Origin of the sequence: Desulfobulbus rhabdoformis (assembly GCF_016919065.1) — a bacterium.
Classification (GTDB): Bacteria; Desulfobacterota; Desulfobulbia; order Desulfobulbales; family Desulfobulbaceae; genus Desulfobulbus; species Desulfobulbus rhabdoformis.
The window spans coordinates 101,305-117,837 of record NZ_JAFFQA010000005.1; the positions used below are offsets into that span (position 1 = coordinate 101,305).

Below are 16,533 nucleotides of genomic sequence, written 5' to 3' on the forward strand. Positions count from 1 at the left end.
CTCCAGGGAGAACTTGAGTTATGGGCTTTGACAGCCCGTATATTTGGCTTGAGCAGGTGAGAGATAAAAAAAATTATCCCTTGAGCATTTCCAGATAGGCCGCAGCCTTATGCAAGGTATCAAACTCCGCAGGGGCACTGGGTTTGATCTCAAGAATCCAGGCTCCGTAGGGATCTTCGTTAATCAGTTCCGGATTGTCGGTCAGGGCCTCATTCACCGCCACAACCTCGCCGGAAAGGGGGGTGTACAGCTCGGAAACCGCTTTCACCGATTCCAGGGTGCCGCACTCATCGCCTTTTGCAAAGCTGTCACCCACTTCGGGCAGTTCGACAAAAACGATATCGCCCAACTGATCCTGGGCATAGTCTGAGACGCCAACACGGAAGGTCTCACCCGTCTTTTGGGCCCATTCGTGATCATCGGTGTAGCCAAGGTCCTCAGGCAGCAACAATTCATCGATTTCTTTCATGGCGGTTCTCCTTTATGCGTTCAGCATGGTCTTCATGGGTTTGCGAGCGGTGCGGTCGGGGCGTATATCGTCGCGGATCTCGACCTTGAGTTTACGTTTGCCATCGGTGAGGATAATCTCACTGCCGACATCCATTTTTTTCTTGAGGCGAACAAAGCCGCAGCAGAGTCCACGCGGCGTAAACGACTCCGGCCTCCCGGCTCCAACCGGTGTGGCCAGACTGACAATGGTTCCCTCAATGCGGTCAATGGCCATATCGGTGGTACAGGTCAGAATCGTGCCGATGGGTTCGCCATCCGGGGAGGTCACATGGGCCTTGTCGCTGAGGGTAATTTTGCGGGGGTCAAAGCCGGCAAAGGCTTGCGTGACCTCTGCATTTTTGGCCGCCTGCAGGGCGGAAAAACCGATGCAGTCCTTGGTCAGGGAGCTGCCGCTCTCATCCAAGGGCAGAACAAAGAGCCAGGGGTTTTCCGCAAACAGCCAGGGGCCAATATCCTGGTGGGAGAGCGGTAGCCCGGCGCCAGCCCGCAACGAGTCACGGGCAGCCAGACCACAGGCGATGATCCCCTCCTCTGCTCCAGCAGTAAGCAACTCGTTCCAAAGCCTCTCCACATGTTCTGGGGCGATGAAGAGTTCGAAACCAAATTCGCCGGTGTAGCCGGTGCGGGAAACCATAAGTGGAGTCCCGTCCTTCAGACTGACAGAGGTCGAGGCGAGTTCTGCCGGTGCAAAACTGCCTTTAAAGGAAAAGTAGACCATCTTGTCAAAAACCTGGTCCGCATCGTTGAGCACTCGGCTGAGAATGGCGGTGGCCTTGGGCCCCTGAATATCCATCTTGCCGACCTTATCGGTCCAGTCGACGATCCTGGCTGCATCGCCAAAGGGATTGTTTTTCTGGAGATGAGCCGCGATGGGACCACCCATGGAGGCGTTGACCACGATCATATAGTCATCGTTTTCACACTTATAAACGATGGCATCATCAATGACGCCCCCGCTCTCATCGAGAAAGACACCGTACACACAGCGCCCGGTCACCAACGGCCCTTTTTGTGGACCAATGCACCGATCCAGATCCTTTGAAAAGCAAGCCTGGAGCAGGTCATGGACTTTAGCCCCCTGCAGGGTGAGCACAGCCATATGGGTGGTATCGAAAAGGCCGGCCGCGTTGATCACAGCCAAATGTTCAGCCTTTGCTCCTGCAGGATACCAGAGTGGCATCTCGTATCCGCCGAATTCAGCCATGTTGGCGTTTTGCCCGACGTGCCAGGCATGTAGCGGTGTGGTTTTCATGTCTGTTCTCCTCTTACCCCTCAGCGCTTGCAGGTAAACAGTTGTTTTTTTTGACATTGCGAGAGAAGCGTTCCTGACTCTCAGCCCCCAGCATGGGGTGGCTGGTCAGCGGCACCTTCAAGTTGAAACTCTTATAGGCGACAAAGGTCTCCACCGAACGGACATTATCGATGGTGGCCACCTCTTCCGTAAAAAATTCCAGCAGGCCAAAATCTTTGCTCAACATGGCCGTGACGATCAGGTCAAACTGACCGGTGACCACACAAACGGAAATAACCGATTTGAGTTTGCTGAACTCCTCGCCTTTTTTGACCAGATCCATCCCCTTGACCCGAACACCGACCATGATGATCTGCTGATCGGGCAAGGCTTCAGGATTCACCAGTCCAGAGATGGACAGCACCCCCTCGTCCATGAGTTTTTTCACCCGCGAACGCACCGTACCCTCGGCCAGGGAAAGTTCTTCAGCTATCTTCTTATAGGAAGCGCGGCCGTCTTTAAGCTGGTTAATAATGGCGAGACAGGTGGCGTCGATCAGCATGCAGGTCCTCACGGAAAATTATTTATACACACAACAAAGCTACGAAAAAATAATAATTCTGTCAATATCCTTCTCATTTTCTGACGGATTCAGCAATGTATTCTAACATTCGCAACAGGTGTAAAGAGGCAGGTAGCCACAAAATAAAATTTGATTACCACTGAAACTCAGCTGCAATATTTGTCGCGGACAGAGCGAACGGTTTTCCGACTTTTTGCCTTTTGCGGAAGAGAAGTGGCACACGGCACAAATTTTTCTTTTACAGCGGAGCTTTGATGGGAATCTCAAAATAAAAAGCCCCGACCGAAAATCGGTCGGGGCTTTGTGAACTGTAAAAAATGTAAAGCGTTTATTTAGTGTCCGATCAGAGACGAGGATTTTTGTTCAAGCTCAGGTAAGCCCCGACTCCGAAAAGATCGTTTTAGCTGGACACTATTTGATGGCAGCCAATGCCGCATCGTAATTGGGCTCCTGAGTGATCTCCGGTACCTGCTCGGTATAGGTAACCTTCCCCTCGGCGTCCAGCACGACGATGGCGCGTGAAAGAAGGCCTGCCAAAGGTCCGGTGGTGATGGTTACACCATAGTCTTTGCCAAAATCGGGTGAACGGAAAACAGAGAGTGACTCAACGTTTTTCAAGCCATCGGTCTCACAGAAACGGGTGTGAGCAAAGGGGAGATCCGCTGAAATGCAGAGTACGACAGTGTTCTCATTTTCACCGGCAACTTTGTTAAAGTTACGCACAGAGGCCGCACAAACCGGTGTATCAACACTGGGAAAAATATTGAGCACTACCTTTTTCCCTTTATAGTTTGCCAGTCCCACATCAGCGAGCTCTGTTGTGACCAGAGAAAAATCCGGTGCCGCAGCTCCAGCTGCAGGCAGTTCGCCGATGGTATCGATAGCATTACCTTTCAGGGTGATTTGGGCCATGATGTGTCTCCTTTTTTGGGATGATGTTTCAGTACTGCTCAATTATCTGCCGAGCGAAAAAAGCTCACGAATACAATCTGTAGCCAGGTGCCAATCTCTTTGTAACTGACTGGAAACCTTTCAATGCTGCACAGAATAATCATTCTCTTTTAGGAGTAAAGCGCAAAACTCAATAAAAATTATTTTTTAAACAAATCATTAAGAGGAACAGTATCGACAGGTAGGCAACGTCCATCCCTGAGATGGGGCTGATATTTTGGGAGCTAACGTTTCTTTTTCTCGGCCCGACACTGAGAACAGACACCATGGACGACCACACTGGTGCGATCAATCTCACCAAGCTCATCAACCTCTTCGGGAAGACGCATGGTGTCAAAGGCTGGCCAGAAAAAATCATAGACCCGGCTGCACTCGTCACAGAGAAAATGGTGGTGCCGCTCACCCAGAGCTTCATAACGGGCCTGGCTGGAAACAGTCTCCAAGCGGTGGATCAGGCCAAGTTTTTCAAAGGTGGCCAGGGTCCTGTAGACCGTATCAAGAGAAAGAGAAGGAAGCGATTTCTCCAGAGTTTTATACAGAGCTTCTGCTGAGGGATGATCGTGTGACTGGATCAGCTCTGTATAGATGACAAGACGCTGATGGGTCAGCTTGAGGCCTGCATCCTTGCAGATAGCCTCAAAATGTTGCAGTTGCTCCTGGTATTTTTTCTCTGCCATACGATCTATACGCTCGGGCCCGAAACAAAAGGATGAGAGAAGCCCCCCGCATCCTCGTAACGAACGATTAAATTTAGCGGATCAGGGGACCATGCCAACCACATACTTGCCTCAAAAAGGAAATATGACCTGAATCCGTGACGGCGGATGGTCTCTGAATAACATATTCAGTTGATAATGCAGAAATTTTCAAACTAATTTATTTGCTCTTCAGTTTCACCCGCCGCCCTTTGGGGCACCCATTAATACGCCACCTTCACTGTTCGTAACAAGCCGATAAAGTTTAATTTAATCGACATGTCACAAACAGCGAAGCTAACACACCAATGAATGCTCACGGATCCAGGTATGACTTTTTACTAGCTGGTAACGTGCAGCCCGTCAATGGAGAATCCCCTTTTCAGCTATCAGGCTCTGGCATCAAGCGCGGTCAACAGCTCTTCGATATGAGGGGCCGCAAGCATTGACGTAAGCCAACTTTGAGGTATCGCCTCCCAACCCAAGCGCGCCCCCAGTACCATTCCCACGACCAGTCCACGGGCTGCTGAGTCACCACCGGCCATGACATTTTCAACCAGAGCGGTCTTGAGATCGTCCGGGTAGCGCAGCATGAGGTGCAAGGCACCGGGTAGTGCGGCGGCGATACCACACATCTGACCATACTGCTTGATCACCGTACGGCTCTCCTTGTCGGCAGAATCAAGGGCACTGCGAATGCGAATATCAAGATCAAGGTCATTGACGCCCTCCTCCAGCGCGGCCTCCATGGCTGCAGCGGGATCAGCACCGCCCAGTACCACTCTCACAAGATGAGCAAGAAACTCGGCCCCGGCAAGTGTTGCCGGATTGTTATGGGTGAGCATGGTCTGTTCACGTACGGCCTTCAAGAGACGCTCTCCATCCCCCTGATAGAGATACACCAGCGGGGCAATACGTGCCGCGCCTCCGAGATCTGAGGAGGTCGAGCCGCACTGATCAAGGGCGAGGTTCTTTTCCATATTCTCCAGAGTGGCTTTGGTGGCCTTATCTCTGTAACCGGAGTAGTTTGAAAACATTGTTTGCCATGTCTTGGCAAAGGCACTCAGAGAAAACCCTTCCGAAGCGGCGATTGATTCCAAAAGGACCAATGCCTGGTCCCCGTAATGGGTAAAGGCCCCGCGCTTCTTGCCCCTGTGAAAAGAGTTTTCATCAGGAGCAATGAATTCTTCGATCCTTCCAAATTTTTGATCAATTTCTGTGGTGTCGTAGATCCAGTGGGCACCAAGGGACAGACTGTCCGCTGCAAAAGAGGCAAGCACCATTGCCTTGAGTGGGGTTGTCATCGTGATCCTCCGTTTGTTGAGCAAGCACCCGTTATCACGGATCCAGGTATTAATTACACCAATAGGCGTGTTTTCCTTCCTTGTCAAACAGAGAATCCGTGACGGAGGGAGAAGCCGGACAACAAATGAATTTGTTCAAAAATCTTTGTTTCATTGATGGGATAACGTTGTTCAGAGCCCATGGGCCGTCACAGAGTCAGGAGAGAGCTTAATTCCTTCTGGCAAAAGACCGATACAAAAGCTGTGGCTCTTTTTTGTTTGCCTCACAAGGCCACACCCTATCAACGGACGTCAACAGTGCATTTTTGTCCAGGAAAGACGGAGATTGCATGGGGTGCGTCTACACTCTTCCCCTTCACTCAATTTCAGGAGGAACAATGTACATCACAGCGGCCACCCTCAGCATGGATGCGTCGCAAACCTACAAGGAAGTAGAACAACGATTCAGCAGTCTGACAAGTACCTCTACCTCGGCAACCGGACAATCTGATGCCTTTGGCCTTTACCTGGAGTCGATGCTTGCCAGCTCCCAAAAAACAACCATCAGCTGTCATTCTGAAGTTTGTCAGGCAAACGGCTCCCCACCAGCCTCCAGCGAGTCTGGAGACCAAAATCAACCTGAAAAAGTTGTATTCGAGCAAATAAGCAGTCAGGTCACAGGCCAGTCGGTCCGTATCCGCGCCATGCAAAGCGCCCTCTACACCGACGGTATTTTTCAACCAGACCAACAATCGCCCTTCGTCACGACGGGGCAATCATCAATCTCTTTCGTCAACAGCCAGGTTTACAGCGAGGCGACATCTCTGCTCTTCTCTGCCCAGGGGAGCGTGCAGACAAGTGATGGCCGAGAAATCAATTTTGACCTCGGACTGGCTCTGGAGCAGGAGACCGTGGCCATGGAGTCCAGCTCTTTTGCCGTCAATGACCTGTTTATCGACCCTCTTATGCTCCAGTTCGACCTGGATTCCCCCCTCCTTTCGGACACCAGTTTCCTTTTCGACATCGACAGTGACGGCGAGATGGAGGATCTGGCCTGCCCGGGCAGTGGCTGCGGTTTTCTTGCCTTTGACCGCAATGGCGATGGTATTATCAATGATGGTTCTGAACTTTTTGGGCCGGAGAGCGGCTCTGGATATGGAGAATTGGCAGAGCTGGACAGCGATGCCAATCTCTGGATCGATGAAAATGACCCGATCTTTAGTCAACTTTCTATCTGGACCAGGGATGAGACAGGTGAAGAAAAACTCTGTTCCCTCAAGGAGGCCGGGGTCGGCGCCATTGCCATCACCCATGCGGGAACCGAGTACCAACTCCGGCGTGAGGATGGCTCGGTCTCGGGCATGATTGGGGCCGAGGGGATCTTTCTCACCGAAGATGGCGAAGTGCGCCCGATGCAGGAGGTGGACCTGGCCCTTGAAGAAGAGCAAGACAACAGCGAATCGGAGGAAGGAATCGATGCCTTTTGGGCCCAGGCAAAGCAGAATCAACCTGCCCTGCAATCCCTGCGTGACATAGTTGGTATGCAGCGACTGCGGCTAAAGATGATGCTCACCGGGCAACGCTTTCAGAGCATGGCACGCACAGACAACCAACAACAACGTTTTTTTGATTGGTTGCAGCAACAGAACCAGTTACAGCAGAATTTTGGAACCCAGTTCGAAAACCAGATACAGCCTCAAGAGGATAGCGACCAAGCCCTTACCTGAAAAATTTTCATACTGATCAGGGATCGGTTCGGTCGAGCTGAACCGATCCCTCCAGGGCCGCTGCCTTGTGCAAGTGCTCAACAAAGGCGGTTGCCACCGGCGAGAGTTCACGGTTTTTTCGCTGCAGCAGATAAATAGGCCGCTGGGCCGCCTCATCGTCAATATCGATGGACACCAGGGTACCGCACTGCACATCCTGAGACACAGAGCGAGAAGAGATTATCGCCACCCCCAGACCAGCCTTGACGGCCTCCCGCACGGCCTCATTGGAACCAAGAATCGCCACTTCCTGCAGCTCTGATTCTCGAATGCCCTTTTTCTCAAACATTTTAGCCACGACCCTCCTGGTACCAGACCCTTGTTCCCGCTGAATAAAGGGAAGTTTCGCCATATCGACGACACTCACCTTTTCGGCCTCTGCAAGCGGATGCAGGGGGTTGACCGCAAGGACCAGGGTATCGGAGAATGCAGCGGTCCACTCCAGGCCACGCTCGTTCCATATCGCCCCAACCATGCCCAGATCAACGTTGCCCTCAACAATCTGAGCAGCCACGGCGCGGGAACTGTTCAGCTGCATCACCGGCTTGACCTCTCGATAACGGCTGCAGAAGGAACTGATTACCCTCGGCAGGATATAGGCACCAGGTATGGTGGAAGATCCTATGCGCAGCTCTCCGCTGAGATCACCATTATAACGGGCCACTGCCTGCAGGGCTTCCTGCTGCAGCTGCGTCATACGCACAGCGTAACGATAGAGCACCATGCCCACCGGGGTAGGCTCAACCTCTCGACCGAGCCGATCGACCAGTTTCAGGCCGAGTTCGTCTTCCAGATTTCGAATGTGTTCACTCACAGTAGGCTGGGAAAGCAGCGCAGCCTCGGCCGCCTTGGTAAAACTTTTCAGCTCAACCACCTTACGAAACACATCCAATTTTCTGATATCCATCCTTTACTCCTGGTTTAATTGTGGGGGTGGAGTTGTCATCTTGCGTGGTAATCCCGAATAACGAATAACCTGCCTGCCTGTGGTTCGCAAGAAAAGTTCCAGGGGCGCGCAGAGAATCAGCTGCTGCCTCGCCCGGGTAATGCCTGTATAGAGCAGTTCACGGGTCAGGACCGGCGCATCCTCCTGGGGCAGGAGCAGCAAGACCTGATCAAATTCCGATCCCTGCGATTTATGGACCGTCATGGCGTAGGCCACCTGCCATGCGGGCAACTGGGCAAGAGCAACAGAACGAAGCGATCCATCTTCCTGCTCAAACCAACCGCGCATGAGTCCCTTTGCGTCAGGCCAGAGGACACCTGTATCTCCGTTAAAAAGCCCCTGGGAGTAATCGTTGCGGCTGATGAGTATCGGCAGCCCTGCATACACCCGGGCCTCCGGGCCTATGAGCTGCTGCCTGCGCTGGTGCTGTTCCACCAGATGATTCACACCGGCTACCCCGCCCGGTCCCTCGCGAAGCCCACAGAGAATTCGTCTTTGTCCCAACGCCTGCAGGGCTGCCTGAGGGGATTTGGCGGCAAGCAAGGGGGTGAGGAACTGGAGTATTTGCTTGCGCACATGAGGCTGCTGCCCAGCGGGGGCAGAAACGTTCGTCTCCAGCCAGCGTACATCCGACCATTGGCTATCAATAATACCCTTCACCATTTCCCCATTGCCCGCATTGACGGCCTGGGCCAGGGCTCCTATCCCCGATCCTGCGGCAAAACGCCTGCTGGTTTGCAAAAGGACCAGGCAGTCTGCCAGGGGATTGGATGCGTTTTCTGCCTGCGGCATTTCCCCTCCCAGCAACGGGGCAAGACGGGCACACTGGGCCTGCGACCAGACCATATTTTCCGGTCCGCAAATATCCGCGAAAAGATTGCCAGCCTCCACCGAGGCCAGCTGATCGCGATCCCCTAAGAGAACAAGACGACAGTGAGATGGCAGGGCCTCAAGCAGGGCTGCCATCAAACTGACATCGATCATAGAGGCCTCGTCAACCACCAACAGGTCCAGATGGAGCGGGTTGTGGCGATTATGGCGAAAGGCCGCCCTGTGTGCCTGATAGCCTAAAAGACGATGCAGGGTCTGGGCTTTGAGCGTCAAAATTTTCTCGGCTTCTTGGGGAAGACCTTGTTTGGCCTGGCCAATGGATTCCTGCAACCGAAGCGCCGCCTTTCCCGTAGGCGCCACGAGAGCGGTGCGCAGAGGCTGATTGGCCAACTGCTGCACCAGAGCGAGGATACGTGCCACGGTATAGGTTTTTCCCGTCCCCGGACCTCCGGAGATGACCACCAGCGATTTATACAGTGCCAGGGCCGCGGCTGCTCGCTGCCAGTCAATGCCCGGTGCGCTGGCCGGAAATAATTGATCAAGCAGGGGGAGTGCCCGTTCCTGATCCACAGGCAAGACCTGGGTGACTCGCTGAGCGAGAACCTGGGCAATAGTCGCTTCACAGCGATGATACCGGTACAGAAAGAGCTTATTATCTTCGTCGAGGATAAGCGGAAGAGATGTATCGGCTCTCCCTGCCATGGATGAAGCGTTGAGCTGTTGCTGCATTTCGCTCATATCCTGCAACACAGCCATTGGCACATTCAGCTCTTCTGCAAGTGCTGCGACCGTACCCAGAGGGAGGCAGGTGTGCCCCTGGCCTGCGGCCCAACTTGTGAGCGCGGCCAGCAAAGGCACTGCGGGCAAATCCTCTTGCCCCAGGCGCTCGACAAGCCGACCGGCCTGGAGATCCAGAGCGCGCAGGTTCGAGATTTGGGAGAGTTGGCGCCAATCAATCATGACAGCTCCCCCTGAAAGCAACGATCCAACGCTTCAATCAACTCCCGTTCCGGACGGTGGGCATACACTCCATTTCCCGGGGCGGCATCCTGGCTCATCCCCCGTAAAAAAAGGTAATACACGCCGCCTATATACTCATCATAGCTGTAGTTGACTACACGGGTTTTAAGAAAACGGTGCAAGGCCAGGGTATAAATGAGCAGTTGCAGATGGTACTGATGACTTTCCATGCAGGCGCGTAGCGACTCTGGCCCATAGTCGGTGACATCTGCACCTAAATAGTTGGATTTATAGTCAACAATAAAATAGCACCCCTGATGACGAAAGACCAGGTCAATAAAGCCTTTCATCAACCCCTGCAAGGTTGAAGCAGCAAGAGCCAGAGGAGTGAAGCCTGCCTGCTCCAGCAAACTATTAAAACGGGGCATAGGTACCTGCTCCAGGGGAAAAAGAAAATTAAGCTCATTGATCCGATCGTTCACATGCAGCTCGCCCAGGGGACAGGCTCCGGGCAGTTCCACAGCAAGAACATCATTCAACCAACGACAGACCCCATCCTGCCAGCGGGGATCAAACCCTCCCTGGACAAGTGTCGTGAGCACAAACTCCTCCTGACTTTGAGCCGACTGGCGAAAATCAAGATGTTCAAACAGACTGTGCAGGCAGGTTCCTGCTGCGGCCCCCCGGGGGAAACTAAAGGGGGAGTAAAAGTCCTCTTCCGGTGATGCCTTGACAGTTCGCGGCTCTTCCCATTCGGTGGCATCGAGGGGGCCCTTCCTCTCCGAGCTCAGTCGGGAGTAGCTGGTCATGGTCCAGCCGGGGAGAATCCGCCCTCTAAAACGCAGTGGAGCTAAGGGGCGGCTCTCCTCTTCCTGCGTCAACCGGGTCTGGACAAAACTCTCTGGCATGGAGGATAACGCCAGTAGCGGTTTCTGCTGGTTGATTTTCTCCAGATCTGTGCGCATTGCCTCCTCATGTTGAGGTGGCCCGCCACCATGGAGCAGGTACGCCAGACCGGTCAGATCCATGGAGCTGATCTGGCCCCAGCAGAAAAAGCAACATGACTTGGAGCGGGTCAGGGCCACATACAAGAGCCGCAGCTCCTCCGCCAAACGCTCCTCATCGGCAAGAACCCGATGCTTTGTATCCTTTCTCAGATCGATACAGAGTTCCTTGCTCTCCCTGTCGTGAAACTGCAGGGGAGCCTCTTTCATCAGCGGTCGACCGTTCCAAAGAAAAGGGAGAAAAACCAACGGGAACTCCAGCCCTTTAGCCCGATGCACCGTCACAATGCGGATAAGCTCCTCATCGTTTTCCAAACGGATCAGCTGGGCCTCACTCCCGGAATCAGGATGCTCGAGCTGATGGCGATACCAGCGCAACAAGGCGGCAGCACCATGCAGACCAGCAGGGCTTTCTTGCAGCAGTTCAGCCAAATGCAGGTAGTTGGTCAGGCTGCGCTCACCTCCCATCCGTCCGGTTAAGCGCCCAGTCACCTTTTCTTCCGCCAACAGGTGTTGAAACATTGCCATGAAGCCCTGTTCCTGCCAGAGCTGGCGATAGACCTGTAACCCGGCAAGTCGTTCGCTCCATCCCTGATCGTCTTCAGCAAAGGTAAAGATTTGTTTCGCGCTGTAGCCAAAAAGCTCTGTCGCCAGGCAGGTACGAATGCTCCCCCCATCGCTGCCATCCACCAGCGTTGCAAGCACCAGCTCAAGCTGCTGGGCCTCATCGCTGGTGAAAACCGAATGCTGACCAAGGCTGAGCGCGTTGATCCCGCGCCTGGCAAGCCCAGCCTGCATGGCCTCGGCCTCCCGGTGGGTGCGCACAAGAATGGCGATATCAGCAGTCGTTAGAGGCCTGTCGCCAAGGGTTACCCGGCCCGCCCGGCTCAGTTCCAGCAGCCTTGCGATCTGATCGCTGCAGAACTCGACTGCAGCTTCCTGGGCCCGCTCTTTACTAATGAGGAGGCGTTTACCGGATTTCAGCTCCGCCCGGTCAAGCAGAAGTGCATGCAGAGGCAGAGAAGGCTCACCGTCCATGAGAAACGGAGCAGCCATATCCGGGGCCGCCTCCACCGGTTGAAAACTGATGGACTCACTGAAAACAAAGGCATCCGACCGCAGTTGAAAGATTGCATTCACGGCCTGCACCATGGCGGGAGTGGAGCGATAGTTGGTGGCCATGGTGTACCGGCTTGCCTGTTCAGTCTCTTCCCGGGCACGCATATACGTGAAGATATCTGCGCCACGAAAGGAGTAAATCGCCTGTTTGGGATCGCCGATCATGCAGAACGTCCCCTGCCTCCCCTTCATCTTTGTGTAGATACGGGAGAACACACTGTATTGAATCGGGTCGGTATCCTGGAACTCATCCACCAGAGCAACAGGATAGCGATGACGTAACTCATCGGCGAGATGAGCACCACTCCCGGGGCGAGCCAAGGCCCCATCCAACAGAGCGAGGAGATCGTCAAAGGCAAGCAGGCCCAGATGCCCCTTCCGTGCGGCAAGGGTCTTTTGCAGATTGCTCCGAGCTTGCGCCAGCAAGAAAAATCGCTTGTTTTCATCAAGCTCTACCGCCAACTTATACAAACGATCAAAGGCATGAAAAAAGGGGTGTTCCGGGGGCTCCTGACATTTTTTCTTGAGTTGGGTCGCCATCACCGACCAAGCCAGTTTTTCCGCTCCTGTGGGAAGAGGCAGGGGAATCGATGCAGAGAGAGCCAGCTCCTCCATAAGCGCAATGAGCTGCGGGACCTGGTCGCTTTGTCGGTAGGCCTTCTCGTTACGGAGCAGACAGTCATCTGTCTGCAGAATCCCACTCACGTCAACAGAGGCTTGCTCCCAAAGCTGCCGCACCTCAGTAAAGGCTTCCTCAGCCGCCTGCCGACACGCTACCAGTTCATCAGGCTGAACCTCTGGAATCAGCCTGCAGTTGCTGGTGGCTGCCTTATCCAGGGCCTGGAGGAGGCCCGCAGGATCGCCAAAGGTGTTCAGAGCCCAGGCTGCCTCGCTCTCCTCTGCCCCGTAAAACTGCCTTCGCCAAAAATCTTCCATGATCTCCTGACGCAGGGCGAGATCATTTTCCATCAGCTCAACCACAAACCCGCCTCCCGCTTCAAAGGCATGCTCCTGGAGGATACGTTGGCAGTAGCCATGGATGGTATAGATCGCAGCCTCATCCATACGTACCAGAGCATCAAAAAGACGCTGACGGGCCTGCGAGCGATCAAGCGGCGCCAGAAGCTCGGCCAGAAGCGAATCCGGCTCAGCCTGCTCGTCAAGCACCAGCACCGCCTCACGAATACGCCTGCGGATACGATCGCGCAACTCTCCGGTGGCGGCGCGGGTAAAGGTGACCACCAGGATCTGATCAACGGCCAGCCCCTGCTCAAGCAGTAAACGCAAAAAAAGAAAGGCCAGGGTGTAGGTCTTGCCTGTACCGGCACTGGCCTCAAGCAGCAGGCTTCCCGTGAGCGGGAGCTGCAGCGGGTTAAGCGGTTGCATGATAATCCTCCTGATGAGAGAGTATCTCCGCAAACAGACTGGTGAGCGCAACAAACTCCTGGTCAAAAGGCTCTAAATCAGGGGGATAAAAATACCCATAGGCCGGATCGCTGCCCTCACCTGACCACAGATAATTCCCAGCCCATGTCTTCCGCGCCGCATCCAGCTCTCCCCCTTCTTTAGCTGTTGCCCAGGCAAGACTGGTTTCAGGGAAAAAGGGCAACGGGCGACACTGCCCCGCTTGATAGAGATCCAGCAAGCGAAGCAAGGCCTTCTGCGGTTCTTGGACCGGCGTAAGCCGTTTGCTGGTCACAAGGTGCCCTTTCTTCTCCTTTTCCCAGGAGATATGAAGAGAGCACCTGTCCTGCTCTTGAGGGAGCACCATATTGAGACAGAGATGGTTGATCCACCACTCCATGAGATCAGCGCCGTTAAGTCGCCCTGAACGCCAGCTTACCCGGCTCCCTGCGTGGAGGTTCCCCAGCCAGCCACGCAGACGATGGCTTCCAATTGCAAGGTCAAGCTCCACAGGATCGGATGGATGGTGCAGCAGTGGTTCCACGGCCTCGGCTATGGCTCCCGCTTCTGACCGGGTCTGGGCAAACTGCATTGTCCCAAAACCAGCCTGGGGCAAACGGCCACTGGACTGGAGGCTTGCAGAAAATTGTTCCGGGTCCTGCCCTGCGAGTACGGCTGCCACCGTCTCCTGGCGAAGAAGGTAACGCTCCAGATGGTCGAGCACAAAGGGTTCGCTCTCTTCAATGCGCAGCTTCTCTGCCCGTAGCCGCAGGCCAAGCCCCTGCTCTAAAAAAAAGCGGGTTGGATGCCGCCAGAATCCTATAAGCTGGGCAAGCTCGACTTCCTCATCCACAGATGCGGCAAGCGGACCGGGTAAAAAAGGCTCGGGCTTTTCCAGACTGTCCGCCGGCAACCAGGCAGGATTATAACTCCCGGTGGTTGCACTGCCCGTATAACAGCGGCGACTAAATGGCTGCATGGGATGGACCGTGGTCAGCTGCTCTGAAATTGCTTCATCAGTTCCCTCTGGTGGGATTGCGCTCGCGTCAAGATAGTCACAAAGCTCACTGATCACCACCGAAGGGGGACTCAGGCTTTCATCTCGTTGACTGCGCCCCACCCAGGAAAGATAGAGCACATCCCGGGCCGAGAGTAGCGCCTCCAGGAAAAGATAGCGGTCATCGTTTCGCCTGTTGCGATCCCCCATGCGCGGTTCACCGGCCATGAGATCAAAACTGGGGGGCCGCTGACTCCGGGGAAAATCCTGATCCCCCATACCCAGCAGGCAGATTACCCGAAAGGGGACAGAGCGCATGGGCACCATATTACAAAAGGTAACCCGGCCACTGAGAAAGGGCTGACCGCCACTGGTCTGCGAGAGCTGATCCTGAAGCTGGGCTCTGATTACGCTGTAGCCAAGCTCTGCATCAAACTCCGCAAGACGAAAATCGTTTTGTAGACTGACGATGGTCTCTTTGATCAGTCCCAGCCCGGCATCCTCCCCTTCAGGAGCAAAGAAGTCATCAACAAGGACAAGCAGATCAAGACACCATTGCTGGGGTGAGCGGGTATCTCGCAGGGCCTGCTGCCAGTGATCCAGGGTAGAGAGGAGCTGACAAAATCCGCCCAGGGACTCCGCCTCTCCCATGACCAGATCGCCATAGGGAATGACAGAACCTATTCCCCCGTCGCTTTCTCCCATGAGGTAACCGAGCAAGAGCCGATCCAGGCCGAACTGCCAGCTGTGCATGGAACCGACCTCTACTCCGAGTTCACGCCGGTGCTCACCATCAAGCCCCCAGCGGATGCCAGCATCGCGCACCCAACGCTGCAGTTGGGGCAGCAGCGCAGCATCCAGGCCAAAACGAGCCAGCAGCAGTGGGTTTTCACAGAGTGCTAAAACCTCAGGCCCGGTAAAGCGTGAGTCAAAAAGCTGCAGCAAATCCAGAAAACAGCGAATCTGGGGCTGCTCGGAAACAAAAGACTGATCGGCAATTGACCAGGGAATGCGATGCTCAGGCAGAGTTTCACCAAAGACCCCGTTGATCGCCTCCGCGTAGCGGCCAACATCAGGGGCACTTACCAGAATATCGCCGGGAGTCAAATCAGGATACGCTGAGAACAGATCCAAGAGCCGATCATGGAGCACCTGAATCTCGCGCAATGGAGAGTAGCAGCAGTGAAACTGAATCGAACGGTCAGTGGCCGCAACCAGGCGCCTCAGATCAGGAGCCTTGCTTCGGTCTCGTAGCTCCAGGATATCGTTTTGCACCACCAGAAGCAGATGCTGATCCTCTGCTTCCTGATAAAGATCGATCTCCTCCATCTGGTAGAGCTGCAACTGCTGCAAAAAATCCTGTCCGGTGCGCCCCAGAGAAACCAGCAGAGGATGCCCTTCTTCATGATACCACTCTTCCCCAACCATTCGCCCCCTTGCCCGCATGGAGGCCTGTTGTCGATTTGAGACCAGATCCCCCCAGTACTGCTGACAGGGGCTGAGGTGGTAAAGATGCAGGGGTATAAGCTGTCCCACCTGGGTAAATATCTCCAGATAGACAGGAGCCAGGGCGCTGAGGCCAAAGAGGTGCAGCCGCCCGGGGAGCAGTTCACTCCCCGGTGCTCCCCTTTCAAGCTGTTGCCTCCACCAGGCCCCCAACATCACCCGTTCGGCCTCTCCACCTTGACAGAGTGCTCGCCAAAGTACTGCCTGCCAATGGTCGTCCTTCCCCTCCTGCCAGTGTTCAAGCATATCGGGACGGTAGACCTGATACTGATCAAAGACATCGGCAATCTTGCCACTGAGTTGGTAGAGACGACTCTGCTCCGGATCCTGTTCCAGGTAGGCCGCCGGAGCGGCAAACCCCGGCTGTGCAAGTAACTGGGGGAGCAAAGCAAAGATACGCCACCGCAGGATAGAAGCCTGAAACAGATCCTCGCCAGCTTCATTTAAACTCAAACAATCATAGAGATCCCAGATGCAACGACCGGGCAGGGGAAACTGGTGATTGGCAGCTATGCCGTTTTGCATGGCCAACTGACGACTAACCCACTGCGCCATCCCCTGATTCTGAACAACGATAATTTCAGGTGCAAGCGGGTCATCCACTGGCTGGGCCAGGTTAATGGCCAGGGCGGCAAAAAGATGTTCCAACTGGTTGGATTGATACAAAAACACTGACAACTCCGATTTCTTGGCTGTTTAAAAAAAATAATTTTTTCTGAAAATTAATCACAATTTTAGGCAATTACC

Annotated in this window: 11 protein-coding genes; 1 reads left to right on the forward strand and 10 read right to left on the reverse strand. The window is 54.3% G+C overall.

Annotated features, from left to right (window positions below; all coding sequences use genetic code 11):
• Nucleotides 1–73 precede the first annotated feature (73 nt).
• The 6 genes from gcvH to JWJ90_RS04035 all read right to left on the reverse strand — a co-directional run bounded on the left by gcvH (nt 74) and on the right by JWJ90_RS04035 (nt 5,274).
• Nucleotides 74–469 carry a glycine cleavage system protein GcvH gene (gene gcvH / locus JWJ90_RS04010; protein WP_205225907.1) on the reverse strand — a complete coding sequence of 132 codons (396 nt, stop codon included), beginning with the start codon at nt 467–469 and terminating at the stop codon, nt 74–76.
• 12 nt (nt 470–481) lie between these two features.
• The gene (locus tag JWJ90_RS04015) at nt 482–1,762 is read right to left on the reverse strand and encodes an aminomethyl transferase family protein (protein ID WP_205225908.1); all 1,281 of its coding nucleotides are present in this window, start codon (nt 1,760–1,762) and stop codon (nt 482–484) included.
• 13 nt (nt 1,763–1,775) lie between these two features.
• Nucleotides 1,776–2,303, reverse strand: a complete 528-nt coding sequence (locus tag JWJ90_RS04020; protein ID WP_205225909.1) for an Lrp/AsnC family transcriptional regulator — start codon at nt 2,301–2,303, stop codon at nt 1,776–1,778.
• 432 nt (nt 2,304–2,735) lie between these two features.
• Nucleotides 2,736–3,236, reverse strand: coding sequence for a thiol peroxidase (gene tpx, locus JWJ90_RS04025; protein WP_205225910.1), 501 nt, complete (start codon nt 3,234–3,236; stop codon nt 2,736–2,738).
• A gap of 263 nt (nt 3,237–3,499) precedes the next feature.
• Nucleotides 3,500–3,952, reverse strand: a complete 453-nt coding sequence (locus tag JWJ90_RS04030) for a Fur family transcriptional regulator (RefSeq protein ID WP_205225911.1) — start codon at nt 3,950–3,952, stop codon at nt 3,500–3,502.
• Between the two features lie 407 nt (nt 3,953–4,359).
• Nucleotides 4,360–5,274, reverse strand: coding sequence for an ADP-ribosylglycohydrolase family protein (locus JWJ90_RS04035; RefSeq protein ID WP_205225912.1), 915 nt, complete (start codon nt 5,272–5,274; stop codon nt 4,360–4,362).
• 377 nt (nt 5,275–5,651) lie between these two features.
• Here JWJ90_RS04035 and JWJ90_RS04040 point away from each other — a divergent pair, with 377 nt between their 5' ends.
• Nucleotides 5,652–6,980: a hypothetical protein gene (locus JWJ90_RS04040; protein WP_205225913.1), complete on the forward strand. Its 1,329-nt coding sequence runs from the start codon at nt 5,652–5,654 to the stop codon at nt 6,978–6,980.
• 16 nt (nt 6,981–6,996) lie between these two features.
• Here the strand turns inward: JWJ90_RS04040 and JWJ90_RS04045 are convergent, their stop codons facing one another.
• The 4 genes from JWJ90_RS04045 to recC are packed head-to-tail and all read right to left on the reverse strand — an operon-like array spanning nt 6,997 to nt 16,458.
• Nucleotides 6,997–7,926 (reverse strand): selenium metabolism-associated LysR family transcriptional regulator, encoded by a 930-nt coding sequence (locus JWJ90_RS04045; RefSeq protein ID WP_205225914.1) that lies wholly within the window; start codon nt 7,924–7,926, stop codon nt 6,997–6,999.
• A 3-nt stretch (nt 7,927–7,929) separates the two neighbouring features.
• Entirely contained in the window at nt 7,930–9,756 is a 1,827-nt protein-coding gene (gene recD / locus JWJ90_RS04050) for an exodeoxyribonuclease V subunit alpha (RefSeq protein ID WP_205225915.1), read from the reverse strand.
• A complete protein-coding gene (gene recB / locus JWJ90_RS04055) occupies nt 9,753–13,265 on the reverse strand; it encodes an exodeoxyribonuclease V subunit beta (protein WP_205225916.1) in 3,513 nt (1,170 codons plus the stop codon). The genes recD and recB overlap by 4 nt, the downstream gene beginning before the upstream one ends.
• Complete coding sequence (gene recC / locus JWJ90_RS04060) at nt 13,252–16,458, reverse strand: exodeoxyribonuclease V subunit gamma (RefSeq protein WP_205225917.1); 3,207 nt, start codon at nt 16,456–16,458, stop codon at nt 13,252–13,254. The genes recB and recC overlap by 14 nt, the downstream gene beginning before the upstream one ends.
• Between the last annotated feature and the right edge of the window lie 75 nt (nt 16,459–16,533).